Genomic DNA, 22,618 nt, shown 5'->3' on the forward strand with positions numbered 1-22,618 from the left:
GTTGTCACTCTGCCGCTTTCGGTTTGCGACGACGGGGGCGACGACGGTTGCGGCTGTTGCTGCTGCGTTTCTCGCCATCGTTGCTGCGGGCCGCACCGCTCTGACCGCGCTCACCGCTGGCCGGGCGGCGAGTCGCTTCCCGTTGCAGCTGCGGGCGCACGTCCGGGTTGGACTCCACGTAGCGTTCCCACCAGCTGGCCAGCTCGCCGAGGCCACGTTCGACCCGGTTGCGCAGCAGCAGGAAGTCGAACGCCGCGCGGAACTTGGGATGCTCCATGGCGCGCTCGGGGTGGCGGCCCTGACGGCGGGTCAGCCGCTGCTGCAGGGCCCAGATGTCGCGCACATCGGTGGTGAACCGGCGGGGGACGGCGATGATCCGCACCTGGTTGTCCAGCACCTCGTTGATCGCCAGCATGAAGGCGTCGTACCAGGGCAGGCCGCTCTCGTTCTCCAGCACCCGGCCGCGGGCCTCGACGCAGCCCCACAACAGGGTGGCGTAGAGGAAGGCGGGGGTGACGCGCTTGTCTTCACGAACGCGAGTGTCGGTATCGATCAGCGCCTGCTCGATGAACTGCTCGTAGGGCGAGTTGCCGTGCGGGGTGAACAGCGCGGCTACCTGCGGGAACAGCTGCTGGAACAGGCCGTACTCGCGCAGCAGCTTGTAGGTGGTCAGGGCATCGCCGGCCAGGAACAGCTTGAGGGTCTCCTCAAACAGGCGGGCCGCCGGAATATCCTGCAGCAGCGGCGCCAGCTCCTTGATGGGGGCGGCGGTGCGCGGGCTGATGGTCATGTCCAGCTTGGCGGCGAAGCGCACGGCGCGCAGCATCCGCACCGGATCTTCGCGGTAGCGGGTCTCGGGATCTCCGATGAGTTCCAGCTTGCGTTCGGCCAGGTCTTCCAGCCCGCCCTCGAAATCGTGCAGGGTGAAGTCCTTGGCGCTGTAGTAGAGGGCGTTGACGGTAAAGTCGCGGCGCTCGGCATCCTCTTCAATGGTGCCGTAGACGTTGTCGCGCAGCAGCATCCCTTCATCGGACTGGGCCGACACATGTTTGCTGGTATTGACCTGATGGTGGTGACCGCGGAAGGTGGCCACTTCGATCACGTCACGACCAAAGACGATGTGGGCCAGCCGGAAACGGCGGCCGATCAGGCGGCAGTTGCTGAACAGAGATTTGATCTGCTCCGGCGTCGCATCGGTGGCGATGTCGAAATCCTTGGGCGTCTTCCCGAGCAGCAGATCCCGTACCCCGCCGCCGACCAGGTAGGCTTCGTAGCCACCCTTGTTCAGGCGATAGAGCACCTTGAGTGCATTCTCGCTGATCTCTTTGCGCGAAATCGGGTGCTGGTCACGGCTTAAGGTACGACGTTGCCCGGCGACACGGGCCGGAATGGGGGACTCCACCGACTGCTCGCCGTCTTCCTTGCCGAGCACCTTGCGGCAAAAGTTTGCGATCTGGGAAAAAATGGTACACCTCGTTATGACTTCAAATTGACGGGAGGCCAAAAAAATAGCGGCCTATCATAGCTCACGCCTAACCAAATGAAAAACCGTGCTGGCAATTGATCCCGTTTGAATCAGTGTTGCCGCAAGAAATAGCGGTCTATTCAATAGCTCACGCCTAACCAAATAAAAAACCGTGCTGGCAATTGATCCCGTTTGAATCAGGATTGCCGCCAAAAATAGCGGTCTATTCAATAACTCACGTCTAACCAAATGAAAAACCGTGACGGCAATTGATCCCGTTTGAAACGGATTATCCCGGTAAAATCACGACCAACCTCAGGCGATTCACGTCCAATCAGACAAACACGGCCGGTTCGGCTCAGCCGTCAGCCAGCGGGATCTTCTCGCTGGCGGGCGCCCGGGCCAGCTGCCAGTGGGCGATGCCCCAGTCGATGATCTCGTCGACCCGGCTCGCCATCAGCTCGGGGGGCGGGCACTGGCCGAGAAAGTGCAGTGCCCGCCACAGGGCTGGGCGCACCTCGTCCTGTGCCAGCGCGGGTGCGTGATTTTGCTTGGAGAGCTTGTTGCCGTCGGCCTGCACCGCCAGCGGCAGGTGCACCCAGGCGGGCACGGGGGCGCCCAGGGTCTGGTAGAGGGCAATCTGGCGCACCGTCGGCTCCAGCAGGTCGGCGCCGCGCACTATCTCGGTGATGCCGCAGTCCATGTCGTCTACCACCACCGCCAGGTTGTAGGCGTAGAGGCCATCGCGCCGGCGCACGATGAAATCCTCCTCGGCCAGCGCCGCCGGCACCGCAATGCGGCCCTGTAGCCCATCCTCGAAGCCGTAGACCGGGTGATGCTGGCGCAGGCGGGCGGCGCACCCCTCTGCGCTCAGTCCGAGGGTGCGGCAGTGGCCGTTGTAAAAACCGCCGCTCGCCATGATTTCGCGCCGGGTACAGCGGCACCAGTAGAGATCGCCGGCTCGGTAGAGCTGCTCGATGATCTCGTCGTAGCGGGCGTGACGCCGGCTCTGGTACATCACCTCGCCATCCCACCCGAGGCCATGGGCCTCAAGGGTCTTGAGGATAAGGTCGGCGGCCCCAGCCATCTCCCGCGGCGGATCGATATCTTCGATGCGCACCAGCCAGCGCCCCTGTTGTGCCCTGGCCTGCAAGAAGCTGCCGAGCGCCGCAATCAGGGAACCGAAGTGGAGCGGACCCGAAGGGGAGGGGGCAAAGCGACCTATATAAGGGAGGGGCGGGGATGACGGGGTGGCATTCACGGACATGGTCATTCGGATAAAAAAGGCATTGAGGCAGCATTCTGGGACGACCCGGCCAAAAGCTCAATAAAAAAGGGAGCCCGCGAGCTCCCTTTTTTGTGTCATGCCAGAGGTCGGTATCAACCGGCCATCTGTTTTTCCTTGATCTCGGCCAGTGTCTTGCAGTCAACGCAGAGGTCGGCGGTCGGACGGGCTTCCAGACGGCGGATGCCGATCTCGATGCCGCAATGTTCGCAGTAACCGAAGTCGTCGTCTTCGAGCAGCAGCAAGGTCTTCTCGATCTTCTTGATCAGCTTGCGCTCGCGGTCGCGGGTACGCAGTTCCAGCGCGAACTCTTCTTCCTGCGCGGCGCGATCCACTGGATCCGGAAAGTTGGCAGCCTCATCCTTCATGTGGTCAACGGTGCGGTCAACTTCCTGCATCAGTTGGTTGCGCCAGGCTCCCAGGATCTTGCGAAAATGTGCCTTTTGTTGGTCATTCATGTACTCCTCACCCGGTTTTTCCTGGTAAGGCGCCACACCCGCAATGGCCAGGGGGCCCAGAGATTTCCTGTTTTCGCCTGTTGGCATGCCCTGTCTCCTAATTCAGCACGCTACCCGTGCCATCCATAAATTGAGGGCGACATCTATAGCAGAAGGGTAACTTGGAGGCAAACAAGCCGTACCAATAATGTTACCCACTCCAACATTTATTCGCTGCCCTCGGGTAGCAGGTGACAAGATTCAAACGGGATAAAATCTTGCGCCACCATGCTCTGCACCCCAACATGGGGTCGATAGCATAAAATTTCAACCCCTGCCGCAATTGCTTGCTCAATAAGCAGACTATAGTGCGGATCTATATGCGCTGCCGGGCGCATTCTCACGATTCCGGAGTGCAAAACCATAAATAACAGCACGGCTCTGTGCCCTGCCGCCTTCATGGCCATTAATTCACGCAAGTGCTTGGCGCCACGGGTGGTTACCGCATCGGGGAAGTAGCCCATGCCGGCTTGCTCCCGCTCGTCGAGCAGGGTTACCGATTTCACCTCGATATAACAGGCAGGCAGGTGGTCATCTTCCAGCAGCAGATCGATGCGACTGTTCTCTTCGCCGTATTTCACCTCGGTGCGCAGCCGGGCATAGCCACGCAGCGGGGCGAGGGCATCCTGCTCGATCAGCTCCCGGGCCAGCTGGTTGGCGCGGGCCGTGTTGACGCAGATGAAGTGACCGGCCGGGCTCTCGGCGATCTCCCAGCTGTGGGGCAGCTTGCGCTTGGTGTTGCTTGATGTGGAGTACCAGACCCGGGTACCCGGCTCGGCGCAGCCGGTCATGGCGCCGGTATTGGCGCAGTGGATGGTGATCACCTCGCCGTTGTCGAGCCGCACGTCGGTCAGGAAGCGCTTGTAGCGGGCGACCAGCTGCCCGGATTGCAGGGGGGGATCGAAGATCATGGTGTGGCTCTCTTAATCGATGAGTCTGGGCATGGCTGCCGGTCAGGATGCCATCTTCTCTCTGGCCCGCAGCGGCCAGCAGGCGAGGGGCTCGTAGCGCACCCCGTCCGGGGTCGAGATGGATTGATAGAGGCAGAATCGGTCGGCCCGCAGCACAAAGTCGGGGGCGGGCAGCAGCGCCGGCGGTTCGCTCGCCTTGCGTGACAGGGTGACGTGGGGGCGATAGCCCTGCTCGCCGTTGCCAAGCCCCAGCTTCTCGCCGTGGCGACGCAGCGCCCTGGCCAGCACGGTGAGCTCGTTGGGCCACTCTCTCGGGCCAATCCAGGCGGCCTTGGCACGGCCGAACCAGCCGGTTTCATTGAGCGCTATGGTGAGCGGCGGACAGTGTTGACGCTCGACAGCAGCCATCAGCTGAGCGGTGGTGGCCTCGTCCGCTTCGCCGAGGAAGGCCAGTGTCAGGTGGAGGTTGGCGGCGGGGACCGGCTGGCCCGGCCAGGGCAGTTGATCGCGCCAGGCGACGATATCGGCGGCCAGCGCCTCGGCGGGCAGGGCAAAGAAGAGTTTGGCCATTCGGGTGAGGGTGCCTCTTTGATGCGGACGGGTGGCCCATTCTATGGCAGCCGTCCGCTCCTGTCTCGCCGGCCGACATCCACTCACGGTGGCCGGGCAGGCTGTGGCAGAATAGGCGCCGTTTTACGGCTTGCAACAAGAAGGTGCTGATCCCTTTGTCTTCTCTCCCCATAGTATCGGTGCTGCCCGCACTCTTTGCCGCCATCGACAACCATGCCAGCGTGATCCTGCAGGCGCCCCCCGGCGCGGGCAAATCGACCCTGCTGCCGCTGGAGCTGGTGCGCCAGAACCGGCTGCCCGGTCGCATCATCATGCTGGAACCCAGACGTCTGGCGGCGCGCAATATCGCGGGCTTTCTGGCGCGCCAGCTCGGGGAGAGGGTGGGCGAACGCATTGGCCTGCGGGTACGCGGCGAGAGCCGCACCAGCAGCCAGACCCGGCTCGAGATCGTTACCGAGGGGGTGCTGACCCGGATGTTGCAGCAGGATCCCGAGCTCACCGGCGTCTCCCTGGTCATCTTCGATGAGTTCCACGAGCGCAGCCTGCACGCCGATACCGCGCTGGCCTTCGCCATCGAGAGCCAGCAGGGGCTGCGCGATGACCTCAAGCTCTTGGTGATGTCTGCCACCCTGGACGGTATGGCGCTCGAGGCGCTGCTGCCGGAGGCCCCGGTGGTGCGCTCCGAGGGGCGCGGCTTTCCCATCGACTACCACTACCGCCCCGCCAATCGCCAGCAGTGGCTGGAGCCCCAGGTCGGCGCCGTGGTGCTGGAGGCTCTGGCCGCCCACCCCGGCAGCCTGCTGGTGTTCCTGCCGGGCCAGGGAGAGATCGAGCGGCTGGCGCAGTGGCTGGAAGGACGGCTGCCGGACGAGGTGACCCTCGCCCCCCTCTACGGCCGCCTCGACATGGCGGCCCAGCAGGCGGCCATCGAGCCGGCGCCTGCTGGGCGTCGTAAGCTGGTGCTCACCACCAATGTGGCGGAGACCTCCCTCACCATCGAGGGGATCTCGGTGGTGGTCGACAGCGGGCTGGAGCGGCGCGCCTCCTTCGACATCAAGAGCGGCGTCACCCGGCTGGAGACCCGCCCCATCGCCAAAGCCTCCGCCACCCAGCGGGCGGGTCGTGCCGGGCGTCTCGGCCCCGGTGTCTGCTACCGGCTCTGGAGCAGCGAGGTGCAGGAGCGCCTCGCCGAGCAGAGCCCGCCCGACATCCTCACCCAGGAGCTGACCGGCCTGCTGCTGGACGCCGCCCAGTGGGGGGCCAAGGTCGAAGATCTGCCGCTGCTGGACATGCCGCCGGCCGCCGCCGTGGCCAGCGCCCAGCGACTGCTGGTGAGCCTCGGCGCCATGAAGCCGGAGGGTGAGCAACAACTTACCCCGGCCGGCCGCGCCATGGCGGCCTTCGGTACCCATCCCCGGCTTGCCCGCATGCTGCTGCGTGCCCGCGAGCTGGAGGCCGAGGGTCTGACAGGGATTGTCGCCGATGCGGCTTTCCTGGTGGCGCTGCTGGAAGAAGATCTGCGAGGATCGGAGCGCCTCTCTGTGCTGTTCCACCGCCGCCAGGGGGCCCTGCGCCAGAGTGCGGCCCGCTGGTTCGAGCGGCTCGGCACTCGCCCCGCCAGTGCCCAGGGGCAATGGCTGGGGCTGTTGTGTGCCCTCGCTTGGCCCGATCGCATCGGCAAGCTGCGCAGCGGCAGCCGCTATCAGCTCAGTGGCGGGGTGAGCTGCGATCTGGTAGAAGGTCACCCCTGTCAGGGGCAGGGGGCGCTCATTGCCATCGAAATGGGCCAGAACGAGCGCGGCAGCCGCATCTTCATCGCCGAGCCGGTGGAGCTGGATGAGCTGGTGCGCCAGCTGCCCGAGCTGGTCGGCGAGCGCCAGTGGTTCGACTGGGACGAGCGCGAGGAGCGGGTGCGGGCCGAACGCCAGCAGGTGCTCGGCGAGCTGGTGCTGAGCCAGCGGCCGCTGACGGATCTCTCCGATGAACAGAAGGGGCGCTGCCTGCTGCAGGGGATCCGGCGCAAGGGGCTGCATGTGCTGCCTTGGGATGACGCCAGCGAGGGGCTGCTGGCCCGATTGCGCTGCGCCCGCGACTGGTTGCCCGACGAAGGGTGGCCAGCCATGGACGAGGCGAGCCTGCTTGCCACGCTCGAACAGTGGCTGCTGCCGGCGGTGAGCGGCATGACCCGGCTGGAGCAGTTGAAAAAGCTCGACCTTGCCGACATCCTGCGCCAGTCTCTGCCCTGGCCCCTGCCAAGACGGCTGGACGAGGCGCTGCCCGGCCACTTCACCGCGCCGACCGGCAGTCGGGTGCGGATCCGCTATCAGCCGGGTCAGGCGCCGGTGATCCCGGTGCGCATCCAGGAGATGTTCGGTCAGGCCACGACTCCGTGCGTGGCTGACGGCCGGGTGGCGCTGGTGGTGGAGCTGCTCTCTCCGGCCCAGCGGCCGCTGCAGATCACCGCCGATCTGGCCGCCTTCTGGGCCGGCTCCTATGAGCTGGTGAAAAAAGAGATGAAGGGACGCTACCCCCGCCACTACTGGCCGGACAACCCGCTGGAAGCGATGCCGACCAGAGTCACCAAGAAGAAGATGGGGTTGTAGGTTGCTGCCGGGCATGGCGAAGCCCAACGCCAGCAGACGCCCCTCACCCTGACGCTCTCCCAGAGAGAGGAAACCGATCGAGCTTGGTGTTTGCGCCCTTTCCCTCTGCCTTTTTCAACGAGATGGGAGAAGGGTTGGGGATGAGGGGCATCCCTTGGTTTGGCGAATGTCTGGCGAAATGAAACTCAGGATCCCGGTTCGATTGGTCAGGCCCGATCGGACGTTCGCGAATGCGACAACATAAGTAGAAAGAGAAGCAAAGAGGATTTATGGCAACGCAACGACGCAAGCGCACTCCCAAGAAGGCGGCGCCCAAACGCACCATCTGGCGCACGCTGTTCTGGCTGGGCTTCAAGCTCTCCCTGGTGGGAGCGGCCTTCATGGTGGTGTTTGGCATCTACCTGGATACCAAGGTGCGTGAACGCTTCGACGGCGAGAAGTGGCAGTTGCCAGTGATGGTCTACAGCCGGCCGCTGGAGCTCTATCCCAGCCAGCGCCTCTCCCAGACTCAGATGCTGCGCGAGCTCAACATGCTGAGCTACAAGCAGGTGCGCCAGCCCCACTCCCCGGGCGAGTATGCGGTGAGCGGCAATCGCATCGAGCTTGTTCGCCGGCCGTTTGCCTTCCATGACGGGGCCGATGCCGCCCGCGGCCTGCGCCTCACCTTCAACGGCGCGCGGCTGGAGGGGATCCAGTCGCTGGAGAATCAGCGTCAGCTCGGTTACGCCCAGATGGACCCTGTGCTGCTCGATCGCCTCAACACTGAGGATCGGGAGGATCGCCTGCTGGTGCGCCTCGCCGAGGTGCCGGACAGCCTGCTGATCACATTGCTTACCACCGAGGATCGGGACTTCTACCAGCATGGCGGCGTCTCGCCGGTGGCCATCATGCGCGCTATGGCGGCCAACCTGCTGGCGGGGCGCACCGTGCAGGGCGGCAGTACCCTGACCCAGCAGCTGGCCAAGAACTTCTTCCTGACCCGGGAACGCAGCCTGTGGCGCAAGGCGCAGGAAGCCTACATGGCGGTGCTCATCGACTATCGCTACAGCAAGGACGAGATCCTGGAAGCCTACCTCAACGAGGTCTATCTGGGGCAGAACTTCTCCCAGGGAGTCTATGGCTTCGGGCTCGCCTCCTACTTCTACTTCGGCATTCCGGTCAACGAGCTGGACATCGATCAGGTGGCCCTGCTGGTGGGTATGGTGAAGGGCCCCTCCTATTACGATCCCTGGCGCTTCCCGGAGCGGGCCAAGGCGCGCCGTGATCTGGTGCTCAAGCTGCTGATGGATCACGGCAGCCTGCAGCCGGCCGAGTATGAACTGGCCAGCAAGCAGCCGCTCGGCATCATTACCCGCGGCCAGATGAGTTATGGCCGCACCCCGGCCTTCATGGGCCTGCTCAAGCGGGAGATCCAAAGCCGCTTCGGCCCGGATCTGCTCAAGCAGTCCGGCCTCAAGATCTTCACCAGTCTGGATCCCATCGCCCAGCATGCCGCCGAGCAGGCGGTGGAGTCGGGTCTGGCCACCATCGAGAAGCAACGTGGCAAGAAGAAGCTGGAGGCGGCCATGGTGGTCTCCGACTGGCACAAGGGCGAGGTAGTGGCCATGGTGGGGGGGCGGGATCCACGCTACGCCGGCTTCAACCGGGCGCTGGATGCCCGCCGCCAGATAGGCTCCCTGGTCAAGCCGGCGGTCTACCTGACCGGCCTCTCCAACGGCCTGACCCTGGGCACGCCGCTCAAGGATCAGCCGATCCGCATTCGCGGCAAGGATGGCCAGATCTGGACCCCGCAAAACTACGACCGCAAGTTCCGTCAGAGTGTGCCGCTGATGGATGCGCTGGCCAGCTCCCTCAACGTGCCGACCGTCAATTTGGGGCTGCAGGTGGGGCTGGACAAGGTGGTGGACACCCTGCACAAGCTGGGGGTGGAGCAGGAGATCCAGCCCTATCCGTCCCTGGTGCTGGGGGCGATGGCCCTCTCGCCGATGGAGGTGAACCAGATGTACCTGCCCATCGCCAACCAGGGGCTGACCCAGCCGCTGTCGGCGATTCGGGCCGTGGTCAACAGCGACGGCAGCAAGCTCTATCAGCATGACGAAGCGGCCAAGCGGGTGACCGACGAGCAGGCCAGCTGGCTGACCCTGTTCGCCATGACCAAGACGGTGAGCCAGGGCACGGCGCGGGCGCTCGGTGCCAAGTTCCCCGGTGCCACCATGGCGGCCAAGACGGGCACCACCAACGAGCTGCGCGACTCCTGGTTTACCGGGCTCGACAACAACGAGCTGGTCAGCATCTGGGTCGGTCGCGACGACAACACCCCGGCCGGCCTGACCGGTGCCAGCGGTGCCCTGCAGCTGTTCAGTGGCTACATGAGCCAGCGCGGGGTCAACAGCCTGGCCATGAACATGCCGCAGGGGGTGAGCTGGGCCAGCTTCTCTCGCACCAGCGGCGCCCGAGTTGCCAGCGACTGCCCCGGCAGTCTGCAGGTGCCGGCCAAGCTGGCCGGGCTGGCCGAGCCCATGAGCTGTGCCACTCCGGTGTCCAGCCCGGTCAATGCGCTGGACAACTGGTTCAACGGTTTCTTCAACTGACCGCGGCGGGCAGCCCTGGCTGCCCGTCTGCCCGGAGTGCTCATGAGCCTTCCCCTGTTCGATGCCATCCACCACGTGGCCATCATCGCCAGCGACTATGCGCGCTCGCGCCACTTCTACCACCAGGTGCTGGGGCTGCCCATCATCGCCGAGACGCTGCGCGAGGAGCGCCAGTCGTGGAAACTGGATCTGGCGCTGCCGGACGGCAGCCAGCTGGAGCTGTTCAGCTTCCCGGCGCCGCCCCCGCGCCCCTCCCGGCCGGAGGCGTGCGGCTTGCGCCACCTGGCCTTTCGGGTCTCGGATCTCGACCGGGTCATCGCCCATCTACAGGGCCATGGCGTCGAGGTGGAGCCGGTGCGGGTGGACGAGCTGACCGGCCGCCGCTTTACCTTCTTCGCCGACCCCGACGGCCTGCCGCTGGAGCTTTACGAAGCCTGGTGACGGGGCGTTCGCCGTCATGACGCCATGCCCAAAAGCAAGCAGCCGCCCGGTGTGCCGGGCGGCTGCTTTTCATGGATGCATTCTCGGGATCAGGCGGTGGTGAGTAGGGTGACCGCGACGGCCATCACCAGCATGCCGACCCAGCCGATGGGCTTGAGTCGCTCGCCAAACAGCAGCAGGCCGCCGAGGGCGGTGCCCAGAATGCCGATGGCGCCCCAGGTGGCGTAGGCCACGGCCAGATCGATCTTGCCGGTGCTGACCGCTTCCGACAGCAGGGTGAAGGCACACAGCACCAGCAGGATGCCGAGGAATCCCCACCCCTTGTGACGAAAACCGACCGAACGGTTGATCGCCATGTTGGCGCCGATATCCAGCAAGGCCGCGCCCAGTACTATCATCAGCGGGTGCATACGGCCTCCTCGTTGGCACGGGGTGTGCGAACGGCCGGTTCATCGTGGCGCTCGCCCATCGTCACCAGAACAATCCCCACTATGGCCAGCGCCAGTCCGATCAACTCCTGAGCATTCAGCTGGTAGTCGAGGAACAGCACGGAGACGACGGTGATCAGCGCGATCCCCAGCCCCTCCCAGAGCGCGAAGGCAATGCCAATGGAGATTGTTTTGGCGGCTTTGGCCAACAACAGGTAGGAGAAGGAGATGAGCAGCCACATGGGCAGATAGTTGAGCCAGCCGGCTTCGTTCTCCGGGATCATGGCCATGCTGGAGGTGCCGGCGACCTCGGTCAGGATGGCGCCCGTCAGGAAGATGCGGGCCAGGAGCATGCGATTGAATAACATAAAATGTCCTTTTGTTGCTGCGACGGGGCCATGATAGTCGCAGCCCGGCGGGAGGCTGGAATCGCTGAGCGTCGACAATTCAGACGCTGACGGTTTGCCTTGGCAGAAGCGGGCGAGGTAAGGTGAATATCGGATACCCAGCTCTCGACCCGGATCATGAAGCTCTACCAGATACAACTCTTTGTGGAATCAGCTAGTAGCGGCTCCATCGCCAACACGGCGCGCCGGCTTGGCAAGAGTCGCAGCGCTGTCAGTACGGCGATAGCTGCACTGGAGGTGGAGCTTGGCGTCGAACTTTTTGAACGAGGGGCCAACCAGAGCCGGTTGACCGAGATTGGCGAGCAGGTGCTGGACGACTGCAAGCGGCTGCTGCAGGCGGCCAACAGCCTCAAGCTCAAGTGCGAGCACCACGCCTCCGGCGCCGAGGTGGCGCTGCGGGTGGCGCGGGACGACGCCATTCCCGAGGCGGTGTGGCGGGAGATGCTGGGCCAGCTGCGCCACCGGTTTCCCGGCACCAGCATCTCGCTGGTGCTGGCCTCGCCGCCCGAGCTGCCCGCCCTGGTGGAGGAGGGGTTTGTCGACGCCGCTTTCGGCCTCATCACCGAGGAGCAGGAGCGCAGCGGCCTCAACATCGAGGTGCTCAACCCGATCCGCACCCTGATGGTGGTGGCGCCGAGCCACCCGCTGGCCAGCCTGAAGCGGGTACTGCAGCAGGATCTGACCGGCCACACCCAGGTCACCCTCTCCTACGTGGATGAATTCTCGGTCAAGAGCCTGCTGCCCATCGGCGGCCACCACATCGGGTTGTCGAGTTTCGAGCTGATGCGCGATGCGGTGCTCGACGGCCTCGGCTGGGCCGTGCTGCCGTCGCCGCTGATCCAGAGTCAGCTGCGTCAAGGCTCTCTGATCACGCTCAAGCACAAGTTCAGCCTGCAGTGGCGGGACTACGGCGTCTATCTATCGGAAAATGCCTATCACGGCAGGGTGCTGGCCTGGCTGCGCAAGGCGATCCAGGCCTATCTCGAACCGTTCGAGTGAGTCTTCTGCTCATGGATGGTGGCAGGCGGATCGCGCGGGGCTTGTGATCCATCGCGGCCTGATGGTACATACTGTCTGTACCCTCATGCAGCGCCTGGAGGCGTGAACGATATGAGCAGTGCCCAAGACAAGGACGAGATCTGGCTGGATGACGACATCATCGAGCTGGATGACGACGAGGCCGTGGTGACCAGGATGGCCAACCCCTGGCAGGTGCTGATCGTCGATGACGAACCGGACATTCATCATGCCACCCGGCTGGCACTCTCCAACATTCAGTACAAATCCCGCCCGCTAGCCCTGCTCAACGCCTACAGCGGTGCCGAGGCTGCCCGCATGCTGCAGGCCAACCCGCGCATCGCCCTGATCCTGCTCGACGTGGTGATGGAGACCGAGGACGCCGGCCTGCGGTTGGTGCACCAGATCCGCAACGAGATGAAGAACGGCCTGGTCCGCATCGTGCTGCGCACCGGCCAGCCCGGGCAGGCCCCCGAGCAGCGGGTGATCCTCGACTACGACATCAACGACTACAAGACCAAGACCGAGCTGACGGTGCAGAAGCTCTACACCACCGTCATCGCCTCCCTGCGCTCCTACGAGACCCTCTGCGCCATCGACAAGAGCCGGCAGGGGCTCGGCAAGATACTGGAGGGGGCGGGGGATCTCTATCACCTGCATTCGCTGCGGGAGTTTGCCTCCGGCGTGCTCAAGCAGATCAGCGCCATTCTCGATGTGGGCACCGAGGGGGCCATCTGCGCCGAGCGCCGACCCGGCTCGCAGGAGCTGGAGATCCTGGCCGCTACCGGCGACTATGAATCCCTGCTGAGTGACGTGCCGCTCACTACCTTCCCGGCTCTGCATGACTCTGTGATGAGTGCGCTGGCCAATCGCTGCAACCGCTTCGAGCATCCCCAGGATGCGCTTTACATCGCCGCCCAGAACGGGCGCGAGTTCGTGCTCAACTTCACCCCTACCCAGCCGCTCGACCCGCTCGAGTGCGATCTGTTGGACGTGTTCTGTCAGCGCATCTCGGCGGCATACGACAACCTCTATCTCTACAACCAGCTGTTGCGCGCCCAGGAGGCCACCGTGGTGGCGCTGGCGGCGCTGGCGGAGTTTCGCGATTCGGATACCGGTGATCACGTGCTGCGGGTGCAGAAACTCTCCGATGCCATCGTGGCGGAGCTGCAACAGGCGGGAGCCTATCCCGACGAACTGACCCCCGGCTTCGTCGACATGATCGGCATGGCCAGCATACTGCACGACGTGGGCAAGGTGGGCACGCCGGACCACATCCTGCACAAGCCTGGGCGGTTCGAGCCGGACGAGCGGGCCATCATGGAGCAGCATGCGGACATCGGTGCCAGCATATTGCACAAGGCGGGAGAGATGGTGGAGGGGACCAGTTATCTGTCGCTGGGGGCCGAGATCGCCCGCGGCCATCATGAGCACTTCGATGGCAAGGGTTATCCGGAGCAGCTGGCCGGCGAGCAGATCCCGCTGTCGGCCCGCATCGTGGCGGTGGTCGACGTGTTTGACGCCCTGCTCAGCAAGCGCCCCTACAAGGAGCCCTGGTCGCTGGCCCAGACCATGGAATACATCATGTCGCGCTCAGGCAGCCAGTTCGATCCAGAGGTGGTGAAGGCGCTCAACCGGCTGGTCAGCGAATCGCGCTTGCCCTACGAGCTGTAGGGGAGAGCAAGAGACAACAAGGGGGCCACGGGCCCCCTTGTTGTTGGCGGGGACTGGCTGAGGGATCAGCGCTGGCCGTAGCGTACCCTGGGCTGGCGCTGGCGAAACGGCAGCAGCAGAAGGCCGAGCAGCAGATCGCCGACAAGGGCCGCGAGCAACCCCGCCGCCATGCCGCAGACGATGGCGGCTTGCTTGAGCGGTACCACATAGCTGTAGTTTTGCAGGGTATCCTGCCAGAGCTGGGGCTCGGCGCGCAGCAGCAGGTGGGAGAGCTGTCGGTACCAGGGAGCATCCTTGTAGACGCTCTCCTGCTGCAGGGTCTGACGCTGGCTGACCAGCAGTTGCAGGCTGGCCGCATCCTTGGCGAAGACCGGATCCGGGTTGGTGCGGTAGTGGTTGACCAGGGCCGTCAGATCGCCGTCGAAGTGCTGATCCGCCGTCTCCTGAAAGGGGGCAAGGCTGAGGCTGGCCTGTTGCAGCCGGGCATCCAGCCGCTGGTAGTAGAGGTCGATCAGACCCGGGATCTGCACGCCGGCCAGCAGGCCAAGGGCAAACAGCATCATCCTGAGGTAGCTGCGCATATTGCTGTTCATCTCGCGAAAGGGAAGAGCTCCATACTAGCCGCAAGGTCGGGGACGGCCAAGCCCGCCATCTGGATCGGAACATTCCAGGGAGGGCTTAAACGGAACCTGTTCTGCCGCGCTGTTTTCCCCATGAACTTTGCTTCCTCCCTCATTTGTGTGATTCACGTCACGCTTCTTATGTTCTAAAATACGGCCCCATTTTTCGGGGAGGAGAGTCCTTATGCGCAAATTTATACCCTGTTATCTGTTGGGTGGTCTCATCGCCGTCAGCTGGGCCGCTCTGCCTGAGCACGGCCCCTGGGATCAGTGGGATCTCGTCGTCTTCCATCTGGTCAATGGCTGGCTGGGTCAGGCCCAATGGTGGGCCGATCTGGTGGCGGTGACCAACAACCGGTTGTTCGATCTGGCGGTGCTCTCCTGCATGGGGCTTATCCTCTCCCGCTGCTTCTGGCGTGCTGACGAGCAGGGGCGTCGCCGGTTGGTGGCCATGGGGTGTGTCATGTTGCTGGGGGCCCTAGTGATCAACCAGTTTGGTCATCTGCTGCCGGTCAGCCGGCCCAGCCCGACCCTGATGGTGGCGGATGCACTGCGGGTCACCCAGCTCAGCGGGATCCCGACCAAGGATTCGTCCAGCGACAGCTTCCCCGGCGATCACGCCCTGTTCCTGATGATCTTCGCCGGTTTTGCCCTGCGCTATCTGCCACGCTGGGCCGGGGTGACGGCGCTGCTGATGGTGCCGCTGTTCTCGGCGCCCCGCATCCTCTCCGGTGCCCACTGGCTGACGGATGTCTATGTCGGCGCCCTCTCCTTGACCCTGCTCTGTCTGCCTCTGTTGCTGTCGACCGGTCTGTCGGATGCGCTGATCGGCTGGATCGCCCAGCGGCTGCCACGCCTGCCGGGCTGGCAGTGGCTGGCGGGCAAAACATCGGCGAGTCAGTAATAAAAAAGAAGGTCGGTGCATACCGGCCTTCTTTTTGTCTACTTCCCGCCGGTGACTGTGGTCGTCGCGAAATGACCATGACTACCACCGGCGGCCCCAGGCCTGCTGGCCCTCATAGAGAAGTATTAGCAGATTCGTTCGGGCGTGCCTAACAAGAGTTTCTCCAAGGAATCGTTTGCAAGGGATGAATGCTTGATCAGGGCCAAGATTTTTTATTTTTGCTGCCTTAGAATCGCCGCCCGTTGCTGGAGAACTCTGTATGTTAATTAATCTTTTGCGCCTGATATTCATCATCTGTGCGCTGGCGTTCATCTTCATGCTGGTACGGGCCTGGTGGCACAAGCGGCAACAGGGTGCGCTGGAGTCGACCCCCTTCTGGCCGGTGGCGGCCATCGGTTTTGTCGCCAATTTTCTCGATACCCTGGGGGTCGGCAGCTTCGCGGTGAAGACCGCCTGCTACAAGCAGTTCAAGCTGATCGACGATCGGCTGCTGCCGGGCACCCTCAACGGCCAGTGCGTGTTGCCGACGGTCACCCAGTCGCTGATCTTCATCGGTGCCGTGCAGGTGGATCCGCTCACCCTCATCGGCATGATGGTGGCCGCCGCTGCCGGCGCGGCCTGGGGGGCGCGCCACGTCGCCTCGTTCGATCGCCAGACCATCCGGCTGGTGATGGCGGTCTCCCTGCTGGTGGTGGCCGGCCTCATCTTCGCCGGCCTGCTGGGGCTGTTCCCCCTCGGTGGCAATGCCATGGGGCTGACCGGTTACAAGCTCGGGATAGCGCTCGCCGGCAACTTCCTCTTCGGTGTGCTGATGAACGTGGGCATCGGCCTGTTCGCCCCCTGCATGACCCTGGTCTATCTGCTCGGCATGAATCCGCTGGCGGCGTTTCCCATCATGATGGGCTCCACCGCCGTGCTCAGCGTCTTCTCGGCGGGCACCTTCATCCGCAAGGGGGCCTTCGACGCCAAGGCGGTGCTGGCGGTGGCCATCTTCGGCCCGGTCGGCGTGGTGCTGGCGGCCATGCTGGTCAAATCCATGGACATGGCGATGCTCAAATGGCTGGTGGCCTTCATCGTCATCTATACCTCCTGGACCATGTACGCCTCCTGGCGGGCGGCGCGGCGGGCGCCACAACCCCGGCTGGCAGGCGTCACTGGTTAGCCAGTACGGCGCGTGCCGGTGCTGGCCGTGGAGTATTGATGTGATTGCAGGCCTTTAGCGTTATCTATACCTCCTGGACCATGCCCGCTTCTTGGCGGCCGGCGCGGCGGGCGCCACAACCCCGACTGGCAGAGGTCGCAGGTTGGCCTGCACCAGCGCCGCCTCTGCCCTGGCTCCCAGAAACACATAGAGCCCGAGGGCCAGCAGCAGCCCCACGGCGCACCCCATCACCCCCACCGCCGGCCAGAGCAGTTCGCTCTGGCCCAATGAGCCCTTGAACAGCAACAAGAGCCCCTCGATGGAGACTGCGATCAGAATGGCGGCGATGAAACGGGTAATGGTGCGGCGAATGGCGCTGTGGCGAAAGATGTCTTTATGCAGCAGCACCTCCTCTTCCAGAATGGTCTTGCCCAGATCGAATACCGCTAGCGCCAGGGTCAGAAAGATGATGGCGCTGAAGGCCCCCAGCCGGTTCTGCTGCGCTCCGCACAGCAGCAGATAGAGCTGCTCCAGCCCGTGCCAGATGAGCGTCGCGACGATCAGAAACAGCGCCAGACTCAGCACCACATAAACCCCCTTGAACCAGGGCATGGCCCGGCGCCGCTCCCTGTCCCCCATCAGCCAGGCGATAAGTTGGTTCAGGCAGAGGGTCAGTTCACGGCCATGACCTCTCACTATCAGATGCAAACGGGCTTGCGGCGCCGGCACTGGCGGCAGGATCCCGAGCGGTTCCCGGCTGGGCGCCTGATGCAGGATAAAGGGGTAATCCTTGAGTGAATCGGGTGGCGCCATCAGCAGCCCCAGCAGCAGGGGGGCTAGTTCGGCTTCGTACTCCTGATAGCGTCGCAGCACATCGATGGGGCTCATTTCCGCCATACCTACCTCGCTCACAAAGGGTGGGTCTTGCTGACGGCTGCAAATTGTGGGCCTGCTTTATGACAACGACTGTGGTGGGGGTTGCACCGTTTGGTGACAAATCACGGTTGCCGACGGGCAGATTGCACCGGCAGCGGGCATGGCGAGGGGAGAATGAAAAAGGGCCCGTGAAGGGCCCTTGTACGACAGATGGCGACGGCTTAGCCGGCCAGCTTGGCGAAGCTGCGCTCGGCGGCGGCCAGGGTGTGTTCGATCTCCTTGTCGCCGTGGGCCAGCGACAGGAAGCCCGCCTCGTAGGCGCTCGGCGCCAGATAGACGCCTTCTTCCAGCATCAGGTGATAGAAGCGCTTGAAGCGCTCCATGTCGCAGCGGGTCACCTGCTCGTAGCGGGTGATCTCGGTCTCGTCGGTAAAGAAGAAGCCGAACATGCCGCCCACGTAGTTGATGGCGAGCGGGATGCCGTGTTTGGCGGCGGCGGCTTTGAGCCCTTCTGCAACCCGGGCGGTCTTGGCACTCAGCTGTTCATAGAGGCCCGGCTCCAGCAGCAGATCCAGCATGGTGAGGCCGGCGGCCATGGCCACCGGGTTGCCGGAGAGGGTGCCGGCCTGATAGACGGGGCCGGTCGGGGCGATATGCTGCATCACCTTCTTCTTGCCGCCGAAGGCGCCGACCGGCATGCCGGCACCGATGATCTTGCCGAGGGTGGTGAGATCCGGGTCGATGTTGTAGTGGCCCTGGGCACCGCGCAGGGAGACGCGAAAACCAGTCATAACCTCATCCAGGATCAGCAGGGCGCCAAACTCGTCACAGATGGCGCGCAGCCCTTCCAGGAAACCAGGCACCGGCGGGATGCAGTTCATGTTGCCGGCCACCGGCTCGACGATGATGCAGGCGATCTCGCGGCCGTACTGGCTGAAGGCTTCGCGCACCGAGTCCAGATCGTTGAACACGCAGGTGAGGGTGTGCTTGGCAAAGTCGGCCGGCACGCCCGGACTGTTGGGTTGACCCAGGGTCAGCGCGCCGGAGCCGGCCTTGACCAGCAGGGAGTCGGCGTGGCCGTGGTAGCAGCCTTCGAATTTGACGATCTTGTCGCGGCCGGTGTAGCCGCGGGCCAGCCGGATGGCGCTCATGGTCGCCTCGGTGCCGGAGTTGACCATCCGCACCTGCTCCATGGAGGGGACGATCTGGCGTACCTTCTCGGCCATCAGCACTTCGATCTCGGTGGGGGCGCCGTAGCTCAGCCCTTTCTCGACGGCCTTGATGACGGCGGCCTTGATGGCCGGGTGGTTGTGACCCAGCAGCATGGGGCCCCAGGAGCCGATGTAATCCACGTAGGCCTGGCCGTCCACGTCATAGAGGTAGGCGCCATCGGCGTGATCGATGAAGCGGGGTGTGCCGCCGACCCCATTGAAGGCGCGGACCGGTGAGTTGACGCCGCCCGGAATGGTCTGGCGGGCCTGTTCAAACAGCTGATCTGATTTTGACATGGATCATCCTTAATGGGATTTTGGTCGTCACACAGGTGCAGGTGGCCGATTGCGGCTCGGCAGTCGGGGGGAGCTGGAGTATGCTTGCGCTCTTGACTCCCTGGCCAAGGACTGCCCCGTGTTAAATGAAACGGGCCGACTATAGCAGAAAGGCCCGGTGCTGGGCAGCCGGGCAGCAGGCTGGATGTCGTCACCTCCGTCAGCAAACGAATGTGGTTTTTTTCATGTCGCAACAAGCTTTCTCCTCTGCCGAACCGCTCTCGCCTCCCCGTGGCCCCGTCCTGCGGCGGATCATTCATCAAGACAAGATGCCTCTGCTGGTGCTGCTGTTGGCGGCACTGGTCGGAACCCTGGCCGGGCTGGTCTGTGGACTGTTCGAGTCCGGCGTCCACTGGCTGGCGCAGCAGCGCATTGATCTGCTGGCCGATCGCCCCTGGTGGCAGCTCGGTCTGCTCGGCTTCGGTTTCAGCGCCCTGCTGGGGATGATCGGTTATTTCCTGACCCACACTTTTGCGCCGGAGGCCGGGGGCTCCGGCATTCCCGAGATCGAGGGTGCCATGGACGAACTGCGGCCGGTGCGCTGGTGGCGGGTGTTGCCGGTCAAGTTCTTCGGCGGTATCTGCACCCTTAGCTCTGGCATGGTGCTGGGGCGGGAGGGGCCCTCGGTGCAGATCGGCGGCAACCTCGGCAAAATGGTGGCGGATATCTTCCGGCTGCCCAAGGAGCATGGGCACGCCCTGCTGGCGGCCGGTGCGGCCGGCGGTCTGGCCGCAGCCTTCAATGCGCCGCTGGCGGGGATCCTGTTCGTGATGGAGGAGATGCGTCCGCAGTTTCGCTACTCTTTTCTGGCCATCAAGGCGGTGGGCATCTCTGCCATCATGGCGACGCTGATGCTGCAGAACATGAAGGGGCAGGGGGCGGTGATCAGCTTGCCTCACTACGATGCACCGGCCCTCAAGGCGCTCTGGTTGTTCCTCTTCATGGGGGCCGCTTTCGGCGTGTTGGGGTTCGTCTTCAACAAATTGGTGCTGGCCTGCCAGGATGGTTATCTGGCACTGCATCAAAACAAGCGCCATCGCTTCGTCGCCATCGGCATGCTGGTGGCAGGCACCTTCGGCGTGCTGTCGCTGTTCGCCCCGGCGGTGACCGGTGGCGGCACCGAGCTTATCCCTCACCTGATGGGCGGGGAGTATGCAATGGCCACCCTGTTCCTCATCTTCTCCATCCGACTGGTCGCCACTCTGGTCTGTTTCTGCTCCGGCGCGCCGGGTGGGGTATTCGCGCCGACCCTGGCGCTGGGCACCCTGTTCGGGGTGGTGTTTGGTCACCTGTTCCACTCGGCCTTCCCCGAACTTGGCATCGAACCGGGCGCCTTTGCCATCGCCGGTATGGGGGCGCTGTTTGCCGCCACCGTGCGTGCGCCCATCACCGGCATAGTGCTGGTGACCGAGATGACCGACAACTATCAGCTGATCCTGCCCATGATGATCACCACGGTCGGTGCGACCCTGGTGGCTCAGTGGTTGGGGGGCCGCCCCATCTATTCCCAGATCCTGGAGCGAACTTTACGGCTCGCGGCGCGTCAAAAGCGGGGAGAAAGCGGCGCCAGTGCCGGTTAACTCTTTGTCTGCCGGCCTGAATCTGCTGTGTCGCGTATAGTGAAGGGAGCGTGGCCGCAGTATGCGCAGTAACATAAAGAGGCCTTATGTCCCAGATAATGAAGTGGTTGGCAGTGCTGATGGTGGGGGTGCTCATCGGCTATTTCGTCGGTAATCGCCAGGAGCTGGCCCAGAGCAGTCTGTTGACGGTTCAGCAGGAGACGCTGGAGCGCCAGGCCAAGGCCATTGGCCAGCTCAAGAGCGAGCTCGGCATCAAGGAGACCCTGCTGGCTACCCAGAAGGCAGCGTTCGAGCAGTTGCAGCAGGCGCTCAAGGATCAGGAAGCCCAGGTGCAGGAGCAGAAGCGCCAGCTGGCTTTCTTCGAGCGGATCATGCGTCCCACCGGCGAGCAGGTGGGGGTGGTGATCGACAACCTCACCCTGCAGGAGACCAGTATCCCTGGCCGTTATCACTATCGGCTGGCGCTGACCCAGCCCGCCAAGAAGCGCGAGCTGTTCCGCGGTCAGGTACAGATAAAGGTGGAAGGAAGCCAGGGTGACAAGCCCAGAACCCTCGGCAGCCGTGAGCTGGGCATGAAGGTAGGAGAGGGGCGCTATGCACTGCGTTACTTCCAGCTGCTGGAAGGTAACTGGCAGTTGCCGGAAGGCTTTGTACCAGACCGGGTGCGGATCACCATCGGCAAGGATGGCCGGCAACCGGCCCAGGAGCTGCTGGCCGAATGGGGCGAGGTGATCAAGCCGCTGGTGGTCGCTCCACCGGCACCTGTGCCGGCCACACAGTAAGAAGCTTGGTGAATACTTGAACTGAATGGTCGGGTATTGGATAATTTCGCGGTTTCCATGTTTGTGGATTTAACGGTTGTGAGGTCAGTAATGAGTGCAGTAGCAGAAGCCCCGTTGCCCATCCAGATGACGGATGCGGCAGCCAACAAGGTGAAGACCCTGATCACCGAAGAAGAAAATCCCGAGCTCAAGCTGCGGGTGTACATCACGGGCGGTGGCTGCTCCGGTTTCCAGTATGGTTTCACCTTCGATGAGAAGATCAACGAAGGGGATACCGTGGTCGAGAAGAGCGGGGTCACCATGGTGATCGATCCCATGAGCCTGCAGTATCTGGTTGGCGGCAGTGTGGATTACACCGAAGGTCTGGAAGGCTCCCGCTTCACCGTGACCAACCCCAATGCCACTACCACCTGTGGCTGTGGTTCCAGCTTCTCTATCTGATATATAGAGATACCGCGTGATATCGAAGGGCCCCAAGGGGCCCTTTTCGTTTTGGCACCCATTCTTATAGTCGGACGCTCTGGACCAGCAACTAATGCTCAAGAGACCTTGATGGGCTTCCTTTGGGTTGCTGTTGGGGCGCTTTTTATCCTGATTGGTGGTTAGTTAAACACTTTAACGTCTTTTTCAAAAAAACACGGAGTTTTCGCTTGTCAGCGAGAATCATATCCCTATAATGCGCCTCCATCAGCACGGCGCAGTGCGCGTCTGGTCTGGCTTGCAAAGCAAGCTGGTGAAGGTTATAGTTATCGACCCTGCTCTTTAACAATTTGAATCAAGCAATCTGTGTGGGCACTCACAGCATCGAGCATCAAAAACAATTTTTGATTTTCAATGTCTGATGAAGTGACCAAAGCAACTTTTAAGTTGCAGCAGTTAATTCAGCAATTCATTGAGCCGCCTTAATTGGCAACCAAACTTAAATTGAAGAGTTTGATCATGGCTCAGATTGAACGCTGGCGGCAGGCCTAACACATGCAAGTCGAGCGGCAGCGGGAAAGTAGCTTGCTACTTTTGCCGGCGAGCGGCGGACGGGTGAGTAATGCCTGGGAAATTGCCCAGTCGAGGGGGATAACAGTTGGAAACGACTGCTAATACCGCATACGCCCTACGGGGGAAAGCAGGGGACCTTCGGGCCTTGCGCGATTGGATATGCCCAGGTGGGATTAGCTAGTTGGTGAGGTAATGGCTCACCAAGGCGACGATCCCTAGCTGGTCTGAGAGGATGATCAGCCACACTGGAACTGAGACACGGTCCAGACTCCTACGGGAGGCAGCA

The 22,618-nt window shown here is 63.2% G+C and carries 20 protein-coding genes and 1 rRNA gene (1 of these 21 cut by a window edge); 11 read left to right on the forward strand and 10 right to left on the reverse strand.

Annotation, left to right across the window (positions count from 1 at the left end; all coding sequences use genetic code 11):
• Positions 1-4 precede the first annotated feature (4 nt).
• From pcnB to thpR, 5 genes are all read right to left on the reverse strand, one after another.
• Positions 5-1,504 (reverse strand): polynucleotide adenylyltransferase PcnB, encoded by a 1,500-nt coding sequence (gene pcnB / locus AB5Y81_RS20005; protein ID WP_017781508.1) that lies wholly within the window; start codon positions 1,502-1,504, stop codon positions 5-7.
• A gap of 319 nt (positions 1,505-1,823) precedes the next feature.
• Positions 1,824-2,732 carry a tRNA glutamyl-Q(34) synthetase GluQRS gene (gene gluQRS, locus AB5Y81_RS20010; RefSeq protein WP_279485312.1) on the reverse strand — a complete coding sequence of 303 codons (909 nt, stop codon included), beginning with the start codon at positions 2,730-2,732 and terminating at the stop codon, positions 1,824-1,826.
• A 113-nt stretch (positions 2,733-2,845) separates the two neighbouring features.
• On the reverse strand, positions 2,846-3,295 hold the full coding sequence (dksA, locus tag AB5Y81_RS20015; protein ID WP_005304459.1) for an RNA polymerase-binding protein DksA: 450 nt from the start codon (positions 3,293-3,295) through the stop codon (positions 2,846-2,848).
• A 119-nt stretch (positions 3,296-3,414) separates the two neighbouring features.
• Positions 3,415-4,158 carry a DNA/RNA nuclease SfsA gene (gene sfsA, locus AB5Y81_RS20020; protein WP_279485313.1) on the reverse strand — a complete coding sequence of 248 codons (744 nt, stop codon included), beginning with the start codon at positions 4,156-4,158 and terminating at the stop codon, positions 3,415-3,417.
• A gap of 42 nt (positions 4,159-4,200) precedes the next feature.
• Positions 4,201-4,728 carry an RNA 2',3'-cyclic phosphodiesterase gene (gene thpR / locus AB5Y81_RS20025; RefSeq protein WP_279485314.1) on the reverse strand — a complete coding sequence of 176 codons (528 nt, stop codon included), beginning with the start codon at positions 4,726-4,728 and terminating at the stop codon, positions 4,201-4,203.
• 155 nt (positions 4,729-4,883) lie between these two features.
• Between thpR and hrpB the strand changes: the two genes are divergently transcribed.
• The 3 genes from hrpB to AB5Y81_RS20040 all read left to right on the forward strand — a co-directional run bounded on the left by hrpB (position 4,884) and on the right by AB5Y81_RS20040 (position 10,363).
• The gene (hrpB, locus tag AB5Y81_RS20030; protein ID WP_279485315.1) at positions 4,884-7,331 is read left to right on the forward strand and encodes an ATP-dependent helicase HrpB; all 2,448 of its coding nucleotides are present in this window, start codon (positions 4,884-4,886) and stop codon (positions 7,329-7,331) included.
• Positions 7,332-7,600: 269 nt separating this feature from the next.
• Complete coding sequence (gene mrcB / locus AB5Y81_RS20035; RefSeq protein ID WP_279485316.1) at positions 7,601-9,922, forward strand: penicillin-binding protein 1B; 2,322 nt, start codon at positions 7,601-7,603, stop codon at positions 9,920-9,922.
• A gap of 42 nt (positions 9,923-9,964) precedes the next feature.
• On the forward strand, positions 9,965-10,363 hold the full coding sequence (locus AB5Y81_RS20040; RefSeq protein ID WP_208201541.1) for a VOC family protein: 399 nt from the start codon (positions 9,965-9,967) through the stop codon (positions 10,361-10,363).
• Between the two features lie 89 nt (positions 10,364-10,452).
• Here the strand turns inward: AB5Y81_RS20040 and AB5Y81_RS20045 are convergent, their stop codons facing one another.
• Together AB5Y81_RS20045 and AB5Y81_RS20050 are read right to left on the reverse strand one after the other, a co-directional pair.
• Positions 10,453-10,773, reverse strand: coding sequence for an SMR family transporter (locus tag AB5Y81_RS20045; protein WP_005304440.1), 321 nt, complete (start codon positions 10,771-10,773; stop codon positions 10,453-10,455).
• Positions 10,761-11,159 carry an SMR family transporter gene (locus AB5Y81_RS20050; RefSeq protein WP_017787639.1) on the reverse strand — a complete coding sequence of 133 codons (399 nt, stop codon included), beginning with the start codon at positions 11,157-11,159 and terminating at the stop codon, positions 10,761-10,763. The genes AB5Y81_RS20045 and AB5Y81_RS20050 overlap by 13 nt, the downstream gene beginning before the upstream one ends.
• 156 nt (positions 11,160-11,315) lie before the next feature.
• On the opposite strand from AB5Y81_RS20050, the gene AB5Y81_RS20055 reads away from it, so the two are divergent.
• Together AB5Y81_RS20055 and AB5Y81_RS20060 are read left to right on the forward strand one after the other, a co-directional pair.
• Positions 11,316-12,197: a LysR family transcriptional regulator gene (locus tag AB5Y81_RS20055; protein ID WP_208201540.1), complete on the forward strand. Its 882-nt coding sequence runs from the start codon at positions 11,316-11,318 to the stop codon at positions 12,195-12,197.
• A 111-nt stretch (positions 12,198-12,308) separates the two neighbouring features.
• Positions 12,309-13,889 (forward strand): response regulator, encoded by a 1,581-nt coding sequence (locus AB5Y81_RS20060; RefSeq protein WP_017766313.1) that lies wholly within the window; start codon positions 12,309-12,311, stop codon positions 13,887-13,889.
• 65 nt (positions 13,890-13,954) lie between these two features.
• Here AB5Y81_RS20060 and AB5Y81_RS20065 read toward each other — a convergent pair whose 3' ends face one another.
• A complete protein-coding gene (locus AB5Y81_RS20065; protein WP_019839291.1) occupies positions 13,955-14,482 on the reverse strand; it encodes a DUF2937 family protein in 528 nt (175 codons plus the stop codon).
• Between the two features lie 211 nt (positions 14,483-14,693).
• Here AB5Y81_RS20065 and AB5Y81_RS20070 point away from each other — a divergent pair, with 211 nt between their 5' ends.
• Both AB5Y81_RS20070 and AB5Y81_RS20075 read left to right on the forward strand, forming a co-directional pair.
• Positions 14,694-15,413 carry a phosphatase PAP2 family protein gene (locus tag AB5Y81_RS20070; protein ID WP_279485317.1) on the forward strand — a complete coding sequence of 240 codons (720 nt, stop codon included), beginning with the start codon at positions 14,694-14,696 and terminating at the stop codon, positions 15,411-15,413.
• Between the two features lie 259 nt (positions 15,414-15,672).
• Positions 15,673-16,575, forward strand: a complete 903-nt coding sequence (locus tag AB5Y81_RS20075; RefSeq protein ID WP_201971338.1) for a sulfite exporter TauE/SafE family protein — start codon at positions 15,673-15,675, stop codon at positions 16,573-16,575.
• A 60-nt stretch (positions 16,576-16,635) separates the two neighbouring features.
• On the opposite strand, the gene AB5Y81_RS20080 is transcribed toward AB5Y81_RS20075, so the two are convergent.
• The gene (locus AB5Y81_RS20080; RefSeq protein WP_279485318.1) at positions 16,636-17,451 is read right to left on the reverse strand and encodes a hypothetical protein; all 816 of its coding nucleotides are present in this window, start codon (positions 17,449-17,451) and stop codon (positions 16,636-16,638) included.
• Positions 17,452-17,651: 200 nt separating this feature from the next.
• Positions 17,652-18,938 carry a glutamate-1-semialdehyde 2,1-aminomutase gene (gene hemL, locus AB5Y81_RS20085; RefSeq protein WP_279485319.1) on the reverse strand — a complete coding sequence of 429 codons (1,287 nt, stop codon included), beginning with the start codon at positions 18,936-18,938 and terminating at the stop codon, positions 17,652-17,654.
• Between the two features lie 224 nt (positions 18,939-19,162).
• Here hemL and clcA point away from each other — a divergent pair, with 224 nt between their 5' ends.
• From clcA to AB5Y81_RS20105, 4 genes are all read left to right on the forward strand, one after another.
• On the forward strand, positions 19,163-20,557 hold the full coding sequence (gene clcA, locus AB5Y81_RS20090; protein ID WP_005304409.1) for a H(+)/Cl(-) exchange transporter ClcA: 1,395 nt from the start codon (positions 19,163-19,165) through the stop codon (positions 20,555-20,557).
• 86 nt (positions 20,558-20,643) lie between these two features.
• Positions 20,644-21,339 (forward strand): DUF6776 family protein, encoded by a 696-nt coding sequence (locus AB5Y81_RS20095; RefSeq protein ID WP_279485320.1) that lies wholly within the window; start codon positions 20,644-20,646, stop codon positions 21,337-21,339.
• Positions 21,340-21,429: 90 nt separating this feature from the next.
• A complete protein-coding gene (gene erpA / locus AB5Y81_RS20100; protein ID WP_005304404.1) occupies positions 21,430-21,780 on the forward strand; it encodes an iron-sulfur cluster insertion protein ErpA in 351 nt (116 codons plus the stop codon).
• 480 nt (positions 21,781-22,260) lie between these two features.
• Positions 22,261-22,618 (forward strand): 16S ribosomal RNA (locus tag AB5Y81_RS20105); it runs 1,187 nt beyond the window's last position.

The sequence above is a fragment of the Aeromonas sp. s2 genome (assembly GCF_040907935.1).
Classification (GTDB): domain Bacteria; phylum Pseudomonadota; class Gammaproteobacteria; order Enterobacterales; family Aeromonadaceae; genus Aeromonas; species Aeromonas dhakensis.